We start from the raw sequence: 15,216 nt of genomic DNA on the forward strand, positions 1-15,216 counted from the left end.
CGCAGCGCCTGCCCGGTCGACATGGAAACGACGGACGACGCGTCGGCAAATCGACATGCGCCACGCACGCACCGGCAAATTTCCCCGATGGCCGGCCGAGCCGTCCGGTCTGTCCCTGCCGCACCGCTTTTCCGGAATCGGAAAGTCGAAAGCAGAAATCGTTGGTTGGGACACGGGATCGCGCTGACTACACTCGAGCCATCTTGTCATAACAAGTTGACCGATGCCCCCATCCAACGTCGTGCCGCTGTCGGCGGCCCCGCTTTACGTGCAGATCAAGGATACGCTGCGTGCGCGCATTCTCGACGGCACCCATGCACCGCACAGCCGCATGCCTTCCGAGCACGAACTCTGCGCGATGTTCGGCGTGAGCCGCATCACGGTGCGCCAGGCGCTCGGCGACCTGCAGAAGGAAGGCCTGCTGTTCAAGCTGCACGGCAAGGGCACGTTCGTGTCGAAGCCGAAGGCGTTCCAGAACGTGACGTCGCTGCAGGGCTTCGCCGAGGCGATGTCGTCGATGGGCTACGAGATCGTCAACCAGGTGCGCAGCTTCCGCACCGTCAAGGCCGACCGCCATCTCGCGACGAAACTGAACGTGCCCGAAGGCGCGCCGCTCGTCGAGATTCATCGCGTGCGGCTGCTGAATCGCGAACCGGTATCGCTCGAACAGACCTGGGTGCCCGAAGCGCTCGGCAAGCGCCTCGCGGGCGCCGATCTCGCGACCCGCGACATCTTCCTGGTCCTCGAAAACGACTGTGGCATCGCGCTCGGCCATGCCGACGTGTCGATCGACGCGATCCTCGCCGACGACGAGATCGTCGATGCGCTGCGCGTCGAGGAAAGCAGCCCCGTGCTGCGCATCGAGCGCCTCACGCATGACGCGTCGGGCGCCCCGATCGACTACGAATACCTCTACTTCCGCGGCGACGCCTTCCAGTACCGGCTGCGCATCGACCGGCAGAAGGCGCGCAAACCTGCAAGGAAACCGCGATGAGCATCCAGGTTCACGAATACGACGTCGTCGTGGTCGGCGGCGGCACGGCCGGCCCGATGGCGGCCGTCAAGGCAAAGGAACGCGACCCGTCCCTGCGCATACTGCTTCTCGAGAAGGCCAACGTGAAGCGCAGCGGCGCGATCTCGATGGGCATGGACGGCCTGAACAACGCGGTGATTCCCGGGCATGCGACACCCGAGCAGTACACGCGCGAGATCACGATCGCCAACGACGGGATCGTCGATCAGGAGGCCGTGTATGCGTATGCGGCGCACAGCTTCACGACGATCGAACAGCTCGACCGCTGGGGCGTGAAATTCGAGAAGGACGGCACCGGCGACTACGCGGTGAAGAAGGTCCATCACATGGGCTCGTACGTGCTGCCGATGCCGGAGGGACACGACATCAAGAAGGTGTTGTACCGGCAACTGAAGCGCGCGCGCATCGCGATCACGAACCGGATCGTCGCGACCCGCGTGCTGACCGACGCCCAGGGCCGCGCGAGCGGCGTACTCGGCTTCGACTGCCGCACCGCCGAGTTCCACGTGATCCGGGCCAAGGCCGTGATTCTCTGCTGCGGCGCAGCCGGCCGCCTCGGCCTGCCGGCATCGGGCTACCTGATGGGCACCTACGAGAACCCGACCAACGCGGGCGACGGCTACGCGATGGCGTATCACGCGGGCGCCGCGCTCGCGAATCTCGAATGCTTCCAGATCAACCCGCTGATCAAGGACTACAACGGCCCCGCATGCGCGTACGTGACGGGCCCCCTCGGCGGTTTCACCGCGAACGGCAAGGGCGAGCGCTTCATCGAATGCGACTACTGGAGCGGCCAGATGATGTGGGAGTTCTACCAGGAACTGCAAAGCGGCAACGGCCCCGTGTTCCTGAAGCTCGACCATCTCGCCGAGGAAACCATCCAGACCATCGAGCAGATCCTGCACACGAACGAGCGGCCGAGCCGCGGCCGCTTCCACGCGGGGCGCGGCACCGACTATCGCAGCCAGATGGTCGAGATGCACATCTCCGAGATCGGGTTCTGCAGCGGCCACAGTGCGTCGGGCGTGTACGTGAACGCACGCGCCGAGACGACGGTACCGGGGCTCTACGCGGCAGGCGACATGGCGGCCGTCCCGCACAACTACATGCTCGGCGCCTTCACGTATGGCTGGTTCGCCGGACAGAACGCAGCCGACTACGTGGCGGGCCGCGACCATGCGCCGGTGGATGAAGCGCAGGTCGCCGCCGAGCGCGAACGCGTGCTCGCCCCGCTGCTGCGCGAGCGCGGGCTGCCCCCCGCGCAGGTCGAATACAAGCTGCGTCGCATGGTGAACGACTATCTGCAACCGCCGAAGGTGACGCGCAAGATGGAAATCGGCTTGCAGCGCTTCGACGCAATTTATGAGGATATCGAACAAATCAAGGCCGATCACCCGCACGAGCTGATGCGCGCCGCCGAGGTGCGGGCGATCCGCGACTGCGCGGAAATGGCCGCGCGTGCGTCGCTGTTCCGTGCCGAGAGCCGCTGGGGGCTGTATCACCATCGCGTCGACTTCCCGCACCGCAACGACGCCGACTGGTTCTGCCACACCTGGCTGCGCAAGCACGCCGACGGCGCGATGCGCAGCGAGAAGCGGCCGGTCGAACCGTACATCGTGCCGCTCGCCGACGACGAACGCGGCGCCTACGCGCATCTGCGCATCCGCGAACCGGCCGCGCCCGCGGCCGCCCTCTGAGGAGTTCCACCGTGCCGCATACCCCGCACGACATCTTCCTGCGCAGCAGCGCGCCCGTGACGATCGACGAGGAACGCTGCATCGCCGACAAGGGCTGCACCGTCTGCGTCGACGTGTGCCCGCTCGACCTGCTCGCGATCGACGTGACCAAGGGCAAGGCCTACATGCAGTTCGACGAATGCTGGTACTGCATGCCGTGCGAGCGCGACTGCCCGACCGGTGCCGTCAAGGTCGACATCCCTTATCTGCTCCGCTAACCCCGATCCTCGTCGCGCTCGCCCACCGCCCATGACTGCCACCGCCTTCCCTTCCCCGTCGCCCCGCGCGGATTCCTCCGACGACGATGCGCTCATGACCCGCCTCGCCGCGCCCGATGCATCCGTGCGCCGCCTCGCCCTCTTCGAACTCGCGGATCTCGAGGATCCCGGCTTCGTGTCCGCGTTCATCGCCGCGCTGCGCGCCGATCCGTCGCCCGACGTCCGCGGCGAGGCCGCCCGGCTGCTCGGCGCGTGGGAACAGCCCGACGTCGTCGACGCTCTGTGCGGCGCGCTGCTCGATGCGGACGACGCGGTACGCGCCGCCGCCGCGCAGAGCCTGTCCGAACTGAAGGAGACCGAATCGGGCGCCGTCCTGTGCCGCTGGGCCGCGCGGCCCGAGCCGTTCGTGCGCTGCGCCGTGCTGCGCGGCCTGCGCGAACTGCGCGACCCCGCCGCGTTCGCGCCCGCGCTGCATGCGCTCGACGCCGCGCTTCCTGCCGTGCGTGCCGAAGCCGTCGCGGTGCTCGGATGGCTCAAGGATGCCCGCGCGCTGCCGCTGCTCGCACGCATCGCAACGGACGATGCCGATGCGGACGTGCGGCGCGCCGCGGTCGGCGCGATCGGATTCGCGACGCCCGGCGACGCGGCCGTCGTCGATGCGCTGCTCGCCGCGCTGCGCGACCACGCGTGGCAGGTGCGCGAGGAAACGGTCACCACGCTCGGCAAGCTGCGCGTCGCGCACGCGCGCGCGCCGCTCGTCGCCGCGCTCGGCGACGAGTACTGGCAGGTGCGCCTGCGTGCCGCACGGGCGCTCGGGCAACTGCGCGATGCGGCGGCCGCGCCGGCCCTCGTCGCGCTGCTGTCGCATGCGATCGGCAATCTCCGCAAGGAAGCCGCGCTGGCGCTCGGCGAATTGCGCGAGCGCACGATACTGCCCGCACTGCACGATGCACTTGAAGATCGCGACCCCGAGGTGCGCAAGGCCGTCAGGATCGCCATCCGGCAAATCGACGAGGCGTCGCGATGATCGCGCCGACCGAAATCGCCGTCGATCATCGGGCACGCGCGCTGACGCTGCGCTGGCCCGACGGCGACACGCAGCTTATCGGCTACGCGCAGTTGCGCCGCGATTGCCCATGCGCGGAATGCCGCAGGATCCGGCGCGACGGCGGTCGCGTCGATGCGCGGCCCGATCTGACGCTGGACGGCGTCGAAGCGGCCGGCTACGGCATCCGCCTCGTGTTCGGCGACGGCCATGCGCGCGGCATCTTTCCGTGGCCGTATCTGGCAGGCATGCGGCCGTCACGCTGACGCACCGCCCGCAGCCGCGCCGGCGCAATGGCAGGCGCGCCGAAACGCTGCGATACTGACGCCCACGATCGTCTCCACCCACCGTGGGAGCCAGAACATGCAAAGCGAAGTCGGATTCATCGGCCTCGGCGTGATGGGCACGCCGATGGCGCTCAATCTCGCGCGGGCCGGCACGCCGCTCGTCGTGTGGAGCCGGTCGCACGGCAGCGACGACGCGCTGCGCGACGCCGGCGCGCGCGTGGCCGAACACGTCGACGACGTATTCGCGGCCTGCCGCACCGTGATCCTGATGCTTGCGAACGATGCGGCGATCGACGCCGTTCTCGCGCGCGGCACCGCCGGTTTCGCCGCCCGCGTCGGCGGGCACACCATCGTGAACATGGGCACGAACGCGCCCGGCTATTCGCGCGCGCTGGCCGATGACATCGCCGCCGCGTCGGGCCGCTACGTCGAGGCGCCCGTGTCGGGATCGCGCAAGCCGGCCGAAGCCGGTCAGCTCGTCGTGATGCTCGCCGGTGCGCCGGACGACGTCGACGCCGTCCGCCCGCTCGTGAAGCCGCTGTGCCGCGACAGCTTCGTGTGCGGCGACGTGCCCTCGGCACTCACGATGAAGCTCGCCGTGAACCTGTTCCTGATCACGATGGTCACCGGCCTGACCGAAGCCACGCATTTCGCGCAGCGCCACGGCATCGATCTCGCCCGCTTCGCCGATGTGCTGAACGCCGGCCCGATGGCGAGCGACGTGTCGCGCGTGAAGCTCGGCAAGCTCGTGACGGCGGATTTCTCGGTGCAGGCCGCGATCACCGACGTGCTGAAGAATGCGCGCCTCGTCGCCGAATCCGCCCGCGAGATCGGCATCGCGTCGCCGCTGCTCGACATCTGCCACGCGCTGTACGGCGAGACCGAGCGGGCCGGACACGGATCGGACGACATGGTCGCCGTGATCCACGCGATCGAGCAACGCACCGGGAGCCTGCGATGAGTCGCCCGCCCGCCCCCGCATTCGTCCGCACCGGCGCGTAGGCATGGCCATGTCAGGATCCCCGCGTTCCGCATCCGGCGCCGCTTCGCTCGTGCGCCCCGTCCCCGCCGTGATCGGCATCGTCCTGCGCGAACGCGACGTGCTGCTGGTACGCCGCGCGAATCCGCCCGACGCGGGCTGCTGGGGCTTCCCCGGCGGCAAGATCGAACCGGGCGAGTCGATCGCGGATGCGGTCGTGCGCGAGATCGCCGAGGAAACGACCGTCGACGTCGAGGCGCTCGACACCTTTACCGCGCTGGATGCCTTCGATTACGATGCCGACGGCAACGTGCGCCAGCATTACGTCATGGTCGCGGTGCTGTGCAGATGGTTGCACGGCACGCCCGCGGCCGATGACGATGCGCTCGACGCGCGCTGGTTCGCCGTCGCCGAACTCGATCGCGACGACTTGCCGATGAGCGCGGGCGTTCGCGATGTCGCGCAACGGGCGATCCAGCGTGCGATGTGCGTTGGCGACGCACCGCGTCACCACCTTACCGACTGACCGTCAAACGCCACATCACGCCCCTGCAAACCATGATCACTCTCCGGCAATCCACCCCGGCCGACGCGACACGCGTGCTGGACATCTGGCGCGACGCCGTCGACGCCACCCATCGCTTCCTGAGCGACGACGACCGTCGCGCGATCGAATCCGAAGTCGTGGCATTCCTGCCCGGTGCGCCGCTCGATCTCGCCATCGACGATGGCGGGCGCGCGATCGGCTTCATGCTGCTCGACGGCGGCCACATGGAAGCGCTGTTCGTCGATCCCGCTCATCACGGCGCGGGTGTCGGGCGATTCCTTGTGGAAGAGGCGCTCAGGCGTCATCCCGGCCTGTCGACCGACGTCAACGAGCAGAATGAAGCGGCCACGGGATTCTACGAACGGCTCGGATTCGAGCGTTGCGGACGCTCGGCGCTCGACGGACAGGGGCGGGCCTATCCGCTGATTCACTTGCGCCATCGCGCGGCACGCCCATCCTCGCCGGAACACCCGTAACCGCGGCCGACGCGCTATCGGGCCGCCCTGCCCGTCGTCCGTCACGGGCACGCATGCAAGCATCCGATGGGCAATTCGCTACGCAAACGCGGCACACGGCGCGCACACCGACGCGCGGCCGCGTGACGCGTCACCCCCGACGTTTCGGGAACACCCGCTCGACCATGGCAGCCGCGCTCAGCATGAAGCCGTTGAACCGGTCGGCATCGCGCCGCAGCCCGGCCTGCTGCCCGCCGATCAGGCACAAGTGCACGGCCTGCCCGACGATCTCGGCCTCGCCCGAGGTACGCACCAGCCGGCGCGACGTCTCGACGGCAAACGCGAGCCGCGCCGCATCGACGCGCTGCTGGAATGCCGCGACCAGCGGATCGTGCAGCGCCCACGCGCGAATCGCGACTTCACGCCCCGGCCGCTTTTCCGCGGCGATGCGCAGGTAGCGCGCCAGCGTATCGCCGGCACCGCGGCCGCCCGCGGCATACGCGAGCATGCGCGCGGTGTAGTCGTCCTCCCACACGCTCAGCAGCGTCCGGACGAAGTCCTCGCGATTGCGGAAGTGGTGATAGAACGACCCGCGGGTCACGTTCAGCCGTCGCGCGAGGCTCTCGGCTGAAATGCCCGTGTAGCCTTCCCCGTCGAGGGCGTCGAAGCCCGCTGCGATCCAGTCGTCTCGAGTCAGTGTGCTCATCGGCATCGCCATACAGGCTGTGTATGGTGCGGCATGGACAGATAGGCTGCGAACTCTATCACGGCGTCGCCGCTCCCCGCTGCGCGCCACTACTCACGGAGTCCGCCTTGAAAGACATCGCTCTCGTTGCATTCGATCGCTTCACCGACGTCGACCTGTTCCTGATGTGGGACATCCTCGGCCGCAACGGCACGGACTGGCGCGTGCGGATTCTCGGCGCGCAGCCGGTGCTGCATTCCGCCCATGGCCTGGCCATCGCCACCCATGGGCCGCTCGCCGAAGCCAACCATGCCGACGCGGTCCTGTTTTCGAGCGGCAAGGACGGAGTGCCGGCCGCGCTCGCCCATCCCGATTTCCTGCCGTCGTTCGACCTCGATCCTGCGCGCCAGCTCGTCGGGTCGATCTGCGGCGGCGCCTTCATCCTCGAACGGCTCGGGCTGCTGCCGGAGCGCCGCGCCACCACGCACCCGGAGGCGCGCAAGGGTTTGCAGGCACTCGGCCTGCATGTGATGGACCAGCCGCTCGTCTGTCACGGCAACGTCGCGACCGCGGGCGGATGCCTCGCGTCAATCTATCTGGCGGGATGGCTGGTGGAATCGATGTTCGATGCGGACAAGCGGCGCGAAACGCTGCTGCCGGTGCTGCCGGCCGGGCAGCGGGAGATTTGCGAAGACCTGATCGAATTCAGCATCAGGCAGGGAACGGGCGGAAGCGCCGGCGCGATCCGGATGGTTGAAGACGGGCGCGGGCGGGCGGCGTGAAGCAGTCGGTCGGGTTCGCGTCGATCGCACGGGACGGTCGTTTCCAGGGCTGAACGCGGCTGTCGCGGGCCGGAAGATGCTACCCTCTCGGCCACTCTGAACGACACCGCGTGAAGCAACAGGATTCGACCATGCAAACCGTTGCAGTACTGGACTTCGAAACCACCGGCCTTTCGCCGAATCTCGGCGACCGGGCGACCGAAATCGCCGTCATCCTGCTGCGTGACGGGCAAATCGTCGACCGCTTCCAGAGCCTGATGAATGCGGGCAGGCGCATACCGTCGGATGTCGTCGCACTGACCGGCATCACGAACGACATGATTGCATCGGCGCCCCCTGCGTCGACAGTCATGAAGGAAGCGGCGGCCTTCGTCGGCAAGCATGCCGTCGTCGCGCACAATGCCGGTTTCGACAAACGCTTCTGGCAGGCGGAACTCGGGATGCTCGGCATGCCGGCCGAGCATGCGTTTGCCTGCACGATGCTGGTGGCGAGACGCATTTACCCGGACGCCCAGAGTCACCGGTTGTCGAGCCTGGTGGAGATGCTGCGGCTGCCCCGGTCGGGCCGCGCGCACCGGGCGATGGTCGACGCGGAGATGGCCGGCCATCTGTGGTGCCGGTTGCAGCACGATATTGCGCGGACGTATGGACTCGATCGTATCGATCACGCGCTGATGGCACGTGTCCAGACGACGGCGAAGGCGAAAGTGCCGATGTACTTGCGGTCGCTGGGGTGTTCGAACGGGTGAGAAATGGATCGACGGGGGCTACCGGGTGGTGTCAGAAGCCACCGGGAGCCGTCGGATGAACCCGGGGCAAGGGATGGCGGCGTGACGCATGCCGCACCAGGTTGGATGACCCGGGCCAAGCGTTAACGCAAAACGGCCTGGCGATCGCCAGGCCGTTTCCTGTCCCGGTTGTCCCGATCCCGTCGGGCCGGCAAGTTCACCGGACCCGACATCCGCTTTCGAACCGGCATGGCTTCAGCCCATGCGCCAGGACGAGAGCGGGATCGAACGTCGATTCAGCGGGATTGTTTATTCCCACTCGATTGTCAACAAGCATAAAGAGCCCGCTTGGAGATTCGCTCTCTAGGAAGTGCACATTTTCGTACCGTCAGCGATACCGTCTGATCAACTGCGCAGTTGTTGACCATGCGGGCCGATCATCCTTTGCTGGCTGACGGGTACTCCGCTCGCCGCATCATTGTCGGCCATCTATCTAAATCCCGGCTGCAATGCAGGGCTCGTCGCGTGCTCGGTACGAACTCACAGACCGCGTTCGCGTCGCCAAAGAAGTTTCTCATGTGATCGCGCCATCAAGGGAGTTTGAAAAGAGGACTGGGGTTGGATGTGGAGACTACCAGCGTCAGGCTATTCTTAGCCCTGCTGAGCGCGACATACAACTTGGACTTCGCGTACAGAGTCGAGGTGAACTGCACTTTGTCACAGGCCATCAGCATCGCATGGTCACACTCCAGTCCCTTCGCCTTATGGATGCTGCTGAGCACCTTCCTGGGCGGGGATGAGCGAGAGTACGAGCGCATTCTCGACACTTCAGCAAAGCCTTCGTCAGGTTTCGCGAACTGGCCAATACGCACGGCATCCCGGAATTCAGAACCATGGTCGATTTTTACCGTGTCGAACCCCGAAGCGGCCTCTTTCACCAGCTCGCTTATCTGCGACAGCGCTTTCGAGACCCCAATGTGCGTCGGCTCATTCAGCAGACAGCGTGCAATCGCCTGTATGTGAGCCGGTTTTCCTGTGGTGGGGCGGCCCGCGCCTGCGCGTACCTCCTGGATCAGTCTGTCGCCATGGCTCGACGGACTGAATCCGACGGCGACGCTGCCCATAAAGGTGATCACACCCTGTGCCAGCACTTCCGCACTCCCATGCCCGTCACGTAGCGTTTGCACCAGCGCGCCCAATGCCTCGCGTGTATGCCCTTCCCAGATCGGTACCGTTCGTCCCCAGAAAGCTCGGAGCGCAGTCACCAAGTCGTTCTGTGAAGCCAGAATCATCATTTGCGGGTTGCTGCTGACCAACTTGTCTATCGGAGCCCTGTGCTCCCTAGACAGTTGGTATCCAGTGCGCGTCCGGGAAGTATTGTTTCCTTCCAGCACTCTTACCGACGGAGGCAGATTGTCTGCAAGGTCAATTGGCGCCCCCTGCTCCAGACTCTGCCGAGCCTTGACAATCCATGCGCCCAACCGCGGGCAACCGTCTTCCCAGCGATGGGGGGTGGTCAATCTCTCACTGGCGCCCGATGCTTTCAACGCCTCCCAGCGTCTACGATCCTCTCGCGCAGCCTTGTCGCTCTTGGCACCGTAGATTCGTTGCATGGGATCGCCAAAGATCCGAACCATCGCACCGGCGGACAACAGGGACATCACGACACCATGCTGGTCGACACTGGAATCCTGGTGCTCATCACAGATAATGACCGGATAACGACATGCAAGCGCACGTGCCACGATGGGCTGACCCCGAAGAAATCCGGCAACCTTGGCGGCCATGATCTCGAAACCCTCGCCGCCATTTTGCCACGCCCACGACGTCAGATCCCGGGGCAGGTTTAATGGCTTGTGATAGGCCAACGCGATCTGCGCAATCAAGGCGTCAATAGTCCTGATTTCCACACGTGAGCCTGCGGCTCTGGTGCGATCCGCGAAAACAGAGCACGCGGCATGGGTGTGCGTCAGGATCAGCAGGCGACCATCGCCAAGACTCCCTACGACGTCCTGCGCATAGGATGCGCCTTGGTACGTCTTGCCGCAGCCCGCGGCGGCTTCAATGACCACCAACGGTTCGCGCGATCGCAGAAGTCTGGTGACGGCCTCGTCGCTCATAGATCAAGCTTTTCCAAAGCGGGCTGCCCCACAGCTATCAGCACCGAATTGATGAGCGGAAGCAATTTCTTCTCCACCTCGCCCCAAGCCCCCAGCGCGACCATCTTCTCGGCAAGCTCGCGTCCGCCAGCGGTGGATTTGAACCATTGCTGGGAGTGCTTTTTCCAGGCCTTCTCCTGTCCCGAAGGAGCGCCCTCTTTGCTGCCTATAGCGGCCGAAATGATCAGGGCTCGCCAACTCTTTCCTGCAGCAACCAATGCAGCACCGATCGCCTCCGGCGTCTTCTCCCGGAGACCCAGTCGATCAGCCAATGTTCGAAGGCGATAGCCATCCAGTTCGCCATCGCAGTCCCTGAGCAGGTCAGGAAGCTTAGCCTCGGGGACAGCCCCAAGCACGTGATTTTCCGTGCAACCCTCTGGCCATTGGTAAAGGCGAGGCCCCAGCTTCTCTTTAAGCGTCTTCCAGCGTAATGGCGCAGTGCCCTCATCGTCTACCAGGCCGGCGAACAGCAACCCGGAAGAGACCAGTGTCTCCAACAGATCCAGGGCGGCCTCGTTTCCCTGGCCATCGCATACGCGAACACCGTAATCGAGCGGATTGCCCCCGAAAGCCTTCTCCAGCAGAAACTGCAGGAAGCCCACTTCGGTGGGGCCCTCTGCGATAACGGCAACGCGCGACAGAAATGTCTCGGGATCCCGCTTCTGCTGCGGCCCAATTTTGTCCTTAGGCAATGAGCCGATGGCTCCGCTGCCGTCGAGGTACCAGAGGTGTCCATCCTCTGCGCATGAGATGGCAACAGGGCTATGAGTGGTAAGAAATATCTGGCCGTGCTGTTCGGCCAAATTGTTGATCAGCTTGCGCAGGCGGTAGGGTTCCAATCCACGTTCGATCTCGTCGATGAGAGTGACACTTGCCTCCCTGCCCGTCGACGAAGCAATTTCCAGCGCAGCCATCCGACGAGTACCAGCCCCCCAACTGCTCAGGGGTAGAGCAACGCCATTCTTGGTCGCGAGCAGGCCAATCAATGCACCGATGGACAGCCCTTGGCTGGTAGTAAGGCCGAGCGTCAACTCACTGGGAAGCGCTGCATCTGCCATACGCGTGTCCAGCGCCCCCATCGCTTCCTTGCCTTTCTCATTCAGCGCTTTGTCAAGGTCAAGGTCCGACACCTGTTTCCCGATTCTGGCCCGTAAGGCACTATCAGCCAGCAAGCGGTCGAGAGCGGAGCCATAGACCAGACGCAAGTCGCGATCATTGCGCTCGTCTGCGCTCATTCGTACCAGGCCGATACGTCGGCGAACGGCTGTGGAGAAATGATCGAATTCATCGTTGGGCTGGGCAACCTCCCACACAAGTTCCAGATCCGCGGTTCCCCTTACGCGTACGCGATACACCGGCTCGCCAGAGCCGGGCGAATCGACATCGCCATCGGCAGATGGAACGATGGCATCCTCGCCGTTCCATGCCCACGGCCACGCGAAAGTGTTTTGCGACCCGATCGCGGTGTCATCGGATAGCGTCATGACGGCTTCGATCAGAAATTCCTTCGTGCTGTCTCGCGCCCAGTAATCTGCCTCGGAGATGACCACAGTATTTGATGGCGCGAGCAGCAACGCGATCGCTTCCAGGACGGTAGTCTTTCCGACATCGCCTCCGCCGAGAATGACATTCATACCTTCCGCCGGTAGCCACGTCAGGGACTGGATACCCCTGAAGCGCTGGATGGTCAGCTTGCGGATCCGTGCAGTCGAAACCATTATCTCCCCTCAGTTCCAAAGCGCGTAGCCTGGCATCCAGCCGGCCGAGATTGTCAATCGTGTCTTCAGCGAATCAGCAACCCTCGTCCGACGCTCGCCTGATTGAAGACGAACGACGTGACGCTACGCATATACCGCCGCTCACGCCTGACGCTGAATGTCCGCTCAAAAAAACTGGGCAGGAATATTTATGCGTTGCCTACGCCCCTCTGGCCATGATCCTGCGCCAAGAGCGTCCCATACAGATCCTGAACTGAGGGATCTACCCACACCAGTCGCAATGCCGCATCCAGCCGAATCAGGCTCATGTCCAACGCCCTGTGCAGATCGGTCCGAAGCAATATGCCATCATCCGCACTGTTGTGTCCGAGAGCCCAGTCTTTTCCTGGCAGATGAGCGGCATCAAGCAATTCGGCAACAGCACACCCTGTCAGCGCGCATTGTCCGTTGAACCGTTCAAACAGGGCACGCCTGAACGCAGCCTGTTCGGGACGAATCGGCGCTCTTGTAAATTGCAGGCTACGTCCCGCCTCTTCGCCTGCTGCTTCGTCTCCCCTATCCTTTCCAGCTACGTTCTCTGGAGCAATCGCGTCGACAGGAGAAAACGCGGCAAACACTTCCTGCCCTATCTCCTGGATATCCCCCATCAGATAAAGTCGAAGCTCCGAATTGCGCTGAATGTTGGTGTCGTTCGGCCCCTTGTATCCAAATACGATATAGGCCTCCCGGTATCCGCCTGCCTTGATCTTCTGGATCTGCGAGCGCCAATGATAGAAATTGGGCCGGTTGTCGCCTTCGTCTGCCAGAATCCGCGCAACACCACGTTCAAAATCAGCTTCCCTGACCCACGACAGAAAAGCAATTTCGTCACCACGCAGGGCATACCACGAAGTCGGCTGGGGTTTTTCAAATCCAATCTCTTCAAGCAACTGCTTCGTAGCATAAATATTCGGTGCGTGATCCTCATCGCCCTCTGCCTTCCCGGCCACGATCGCATCAAGTTCTTTCAACCGTTTGAGTGCCTTGGATCGTGTCCTCTCCGAGAATACATCCGGATGATCCAGGACCATTCTCTCGAACACCAGATCGTCAAACCCTGCAGCCTTCAGGCGCCGGTAACCATTTGACTCCAGCTTGCTGGACACGACATCCTCGGCGAATCTGATCAGGTCACCCTCCCTGTTACGGATCGCCTGGAACGAACGATTCGGAGGGAAACGATCCGGGTGTGTCATCCAGAGCGCAGCGAGGCCGCGGATGATCTTCCGCTCGATGGGGCTCAGCGCATCAAGCGATCGCTGCAGCCGCTCGACTACCTTTTGATCGAACAGTTCGAGTTCCCGCTGCCTGAACGCCTCGGCGATCCCATCGCTCCAACCATTCTTTGCTATGACATTGGCCCTCATCGAGGAAAGATCCTCAAGAGAACCGATTCCTCTAACGAGTGCAATGCGCCGGTCTTCGCTCATACCCTTTCCGAATGGCTGAACACTAGCGCGTCCAGCGCAGTTCCCTGTAAATCAGACCAAGGAGCGTGATTGCTGTCTCGGCATCTGCATCGGTTGGCGGGGCAATTCCCCTCTTAATCTGCTCCACCGACTTGACTCGCGCGTGCAAACGCGCGAGAGTCTGTGCCGCATAGTTAATAATTGATTGTTCCCGGGACTCAAAGAATTTCCCCAGGACCGCGAGATCCTTTGCATCAGCCACGTCGCCGCCGTCTGCGGCGAATCGCGCGGCGTTCAGCGCAGCCGATGCGGCTTCCCGACATCGGTCGACCACGCTCTCGGCGTCATCACGAAAGGCCGCACTCGCCACTTTTTCATACTGCTCGACGACAATCGTTACGTAGCGCTCCGGGATAATGCCGGCGAGTAATTCGGGCAGACCGCTCAGGCCTGGCCGCGTTCTAACCGTGATCAACTCCTCTCCAGTAACCAACCGCTCGACGTCCAGTATTGGATGTGCAGCCGCACGGTCACCGTAACCCAAAATCAGCACGGCATCGTGTCGCCTGCGCAGCAAATCCCCCGTGGCTTGCCACGATCTGAACGTCACGAGTTCTGTGAGGAGAAAGCCACGCGCATCAGTATTCACATGCGCATTGGGATGAGCGACGTTGCCTTGCACCGTCGTTGCATAGGCAGGGTGCCGTTGTACACGCCAAGTCGCCGGATTACGCTCGGGGGAGCGGAGATACAGCCTGCCACGACGAATCCGAGCTACCGGGTCAAACGAGTCCTCACGAAACAGCATGGGCGCATCCCGCAGACCCGAAAATGACTGTTGCCTGTTCCAGCCCGACATACTGCCGATATGACTTGTAATCGATACAAAAGGAGACGGCCAGACCGCGTGCCCATACAGACTGGGAGAGCCTTCATAGAAGAGAGACGTATTCTCGTCAACCCCCAGATTTGCGACACTCATTTCGCCTCCCAGATCCTTGTGCAGGACGCCAGTACCATACGGGATTCTGTAGTTCGACGGCATCGAGACACGTCGGCTCGAGTACCCTGGCATTCTGGCTCTGCCTGCGAGCGCGGCTCGGGCCAGTCCATCATTTTCGCCGCAGCTGCCATACAGGCAGGTCTGTAGCTTTCAGCTCGTCTTATTGCAGAGGTTACCATGCGCCCCGCCCGTCCACCGTATGCGATGACCGGGACCAGCGGGTTTCCTTATCGATCCATTTTGGTCAAAGCAAGCATTTCGCGCGCCGCGATCCCCTGACCTGAGACGTTTCTTGTAGCCATTCGGCAAGTGAGTTCTCTTTTATCCTAGAGGCAAGGAGAACTCGATGAAGAAGCGATTTACCGACGAGCAAGTCATTCGAATCTTGCGCGA

The 15,216-nt window shown here is 63.6% G+C and carries 15 protein-coding genes; 10 read left to right on the plus strand and 5 right to left on the minus strand.

Features of this window, described 5'->3' with window-relative positions; genetic code table 11:
• Positions 1-223 precede the first annotated feature (223 nt).
• Genes GQ57_RS26630 through GQ57_RS26665 form a run of 8 tightly spaced genes read left to right on the plus strand, consistent with a single transcriptional unit; the run spans position 224 to position 6,321 of the window.
• Entirely contained in the window at positions 224-994 is a 771-nt protein-coding gene (locus tag GQ57_RS26630) for a GntR family transcriptional regulator (RefSeq protein WP_031399335.1), read from the plus strand.
• Entirely contained in the window at positions 991-2,730 is a 1,740-nt protein-coding gene (locus GQ57_RS26635) for a fumarate reductase/succinate dehydrogenase flavoprotein subunit (protein ID WP_034199467.1), read from the plus strand. Before GQ57_RS26630 ends, GQ57_RS26635 begins: the two co-directional genes overlap by 4 nt.
• An 11-nt stretch (positions 2,731-2,741) precedes the next feature.
• Entirely contained in the window at positions 2,742-2,987 is a 246-nt protein-coding gene (locus GQ57_RS26640; RefSeq protein ID WP_006764074.1) for a 4Fe-4S dicluster domain-containing protein, read from the plus strand.
• A 31-nt stretch (positions 2,988-3,018) separates the two neighbouring features.
• Positions 3,019-4,014: a HEAT repeat domain-containing protein gene (locus GQ57_RS26645; protein WP_034199468.1), complete on the plus strand. Its 996-nt coding sequence runs from the start codon at positions 3,019-3,021 to the stop codon at positions 4,012-4,014.
• Positions 4,011-4,298, plus strand: a complete 288-nt coding sequence (locus GQ57_RS26650) for a gamma-butyrobetaine hydroxylase-like domain-containing protein (RefSeq protein ID WP_031399338.1) — start codon at positions 4,011-4,013, stop codon at positions 4,296-4,298. The genes GQ57_RS26645 and GQ57_RS26650 overlap by 4 nt, the downstream gene beginning before the upstream one ends.
• On the plus strand, positions 4,243-5,280 hold the full coding sequence (locus tag GQ57_RS26655) for an NAD(P)-dependent oxidoreductase (protein ID WP_425322012.1): 1,038 nt from the start codon (positions 4,243-4,245) through the stop codon (positions 5,278-5,280). The genes GQ57_RS26650 and GQ57_RS26655 overlap by 56 nt, the downstream gene beginning before the upstream one ends.
• Positions 5,281-5,329: 49 nt before the next feature.
• Positions 5,330-5,824 carry an NUDIX hydrolase gene (locus GQ57_RS26660; protein ID WP_052001486.1) on the plus strand — a complete coding sequence of 165 codons (495 nt, stop codon included), beginning with the start codon at positions 5,330-5,332 and terminating at the stop codon, positions 5,822-5,824.
• Between the two features lie 32 nt (positions 5,825-5,856).
• Entirely contained in the window at positions 5,857-6,321 is a 465-nt protein-coding gene (locus GQ57_RS26665; protein ID WP_034199470.1) for an acetyltransferase, read from the plus strand.
• Between the two features lie 130 nt (positions 6,322-6,451).
• On the opposite strand, the gene GQ57_RS26670 is transcribed toward GQ57_RS26665, so the two are convergent.
• Complete coding sequence (locus tag GQ57_RS26670) at positions 6,452-7,006, minus strand: TetR/AcrR family transcriptional regulator (RefSeq protein WP_031399342.1); 555 nt, start codon at positions 7,004-7,006, stop codon at positions 6,452-6,454.
• Positions 7,007-7,113: 107 nt separating this feature from the next.
• On the opposite strand from GQ57_RS26670, the gene GQ57_RS26675 reads away from it, so the two are divergent.
• Together GQ57_RS26675 and GQ57_RS26680 are read left to right on the plus strand one after the other, a co-directional pair.
• Positions 7,114-7,767 carry a DJ-1/PfpI family protein gene (locus GQ57_RS26675; RefSeq protein ID WP_034199471.1) on the plus strand — a complete coding sequence of 218 codons (654 nt, stop codon included), beginning with the start codon at positions 7,114-7,116 and terminating at the stop codon, positions 7,765-7,767.
• A 131-nt stretch (positions 7,768-7,898) separates the two neighbouring features.
• Positions 7,899-8,516: a 3'-5' exonuclease gene (locus tag GQ57_RS26680; RefSeq protein WP_034199472.1), complete on the plus strand. Its 618-nt coding sequence runs from the start codon at positions 7,899-7,901 to the stop codon at positions 8,514-8,516.
• 569 nt (positions 8,517-9,085) lie between these two features.
• On the opposite strand, the gene GQ57_RS26685 is transcribed toward GQ57_RS26680, so the two are convergent.
• From GQ57_RS26685 to GQ57_RS42115, 4 genes are all read right to left on the minus strand, one after another.
• The gene (locus GQ57_RS26685; RefSeq protein ID WP_034199473.1) at positions 9,086-10,615 is read right to left on the minus strand and encodes a UvrD-helicase domain-containing protein; all 1,530 of its coding nucleotides are present in this window, start codon (positions 10,613-10,615) and stop codon (positions 9,086-9,088) included.
• Positions 10,612-12,372, minus strand: coding sequence for an ATP-dependent nuclease (locus GQ57_RS26690; RefSeq protein WP_034199474.1), 1,761 nt, complete (start codon positions 12,370-12,372; stop codon positions 10,612-10,614). Before GQ57_RS26690 ends, GQ57_RS26685 begins: the two co-directional genes overlap by 4 nt.
• Before the next feature lie 188 nt (positions 12,373-12,560).
• Positions 12,561-13,841: an HNH endonuclease signature motif containing protein gene (locus GQ57_RS38295; protein ID WP_152603359.1), complete on the minus strand. Its 1,281-nt coding sequence runs from the start codon at positions 13,839-13,841 to the stop codon at positions 12,561-12,563.
• A gap of 22 nt (positions 13,842-13,863) precedes the next feature.
• Entirely contained in the window at positions 13,864-14,865 is a 1,002-nt protein-coding gene (locus GQ57_RS42115) for a hypothetical protein (protein ID WP_152603360.1), read from the minus strand.
• Between the last annotated feature and the right edge of the window lie 351 nt (positions 14,866-15,216).

The sequence above is a fragment of the Burkholderia sp. MSh2 genome (assembly GCF_000731655.1).
Lineage (GTDB): Bacteria > Pseudomonadota > Gammaproteobacteria > Burkholderiales > Burkholderiaceae > Burkholderia > Burkholderia paludis.

Excerpts from the sequence above, each read along its gene's own strand:
- GQ57_RS26630 (WP_031399335.1), top strand. The coding sequence starts at position 224 with ATGCCCCCATCCAACGTCGTGCCGCTGTCGGCGGCCCCGCTTTACGTG.
- GQ57_RS26635 (WP_034199467.1), top strand. The coding sequence starts at position 991 with ATGAGCATCCAGGTTCACGAATACGACGTCGTCGTGGTCGGCGGCGGC.
- GQ57_RS26645 (WP_034199468.1), top strand. The coding sequence starts at position 3,019 with ATGACTGCCACCGCCTTCCCTTCCCCGTCGCCCCGCGCGGATTCCTCC.
- GQ57_RS26650 (WP_031399338.1), top strand. The coding sequence starts at position 4,011 with ATGATCGCGCCGACCGAAATCGCCGTCGATCATCGGGCACGCGCGCTG.
- GQ57_RS26655 (WP_425322012.1), top strand. The coding sequence starts at position 4,243 with ATGCGCGCGGCATCTTTCCGTGGCCGTATCTGGCAGGCATGCGGCCGT.
- GQ57_RS26660 (WP_052001486.1), top strand. The coding sequence starts at position 5,330 with ATGTCAGGATCCCCGCGTTCCGCATCCGGCGCCGCTTCGCTCGTGCGC.
- GQ57_RS26665 (WP_034199470.1), top strand. The coding sequence starts at position 5,857 with ATGATCACTCTCCGGCAATCCACCCCGGCCGACGCGACACGCGTGCTG.
- GQ57_RS26670 (WP_031399342.1), bottom strand. The coding sequence starts at position 7,006 with ATGAGCACACTGACTCGAGACGACTGGATCGCAGCGGGCTTCGACGCC.
- GQ57_RS26680 (WP_034199472.1), top strand. The coding sequence starts at position 7,899 with ATGCAAACCGTTGCAGTACTGGACTTCGAAACCACCGGCCTTTCGCCG.
- GQ57_RS26685 (WP_034199473.1), bottom strand. The coding sequence starts at position 10,615 with ATGAGCGACGAGGCCGTCACCAGACTTCTGCGATCGCGCGAACCGTTG.
- GQ57_RS26690 (WP_034199474.1), bottom strand. The coding sequence starts at position 12,372 with ATGGTTTCGACTGCACGGATCCGCAAGCTGACCATCCAGCGCTTCAGG.
- GQ57_RS38295 (WP_152603359.1), bottom strand. The coding sequence starts at position 13,841 with ATGAGCGAAGACCGGCGCATTGCACTCGTTAGAGGAATCGGTTCTCTT.
- GQ57_RS42115 (WP_152603360.1), bottom strand. The coding sequence starts at position 14,865 with ATGCCGTCGAACTACAGAATCCCGTATGGTACTGGCGTCCTGCACAAG.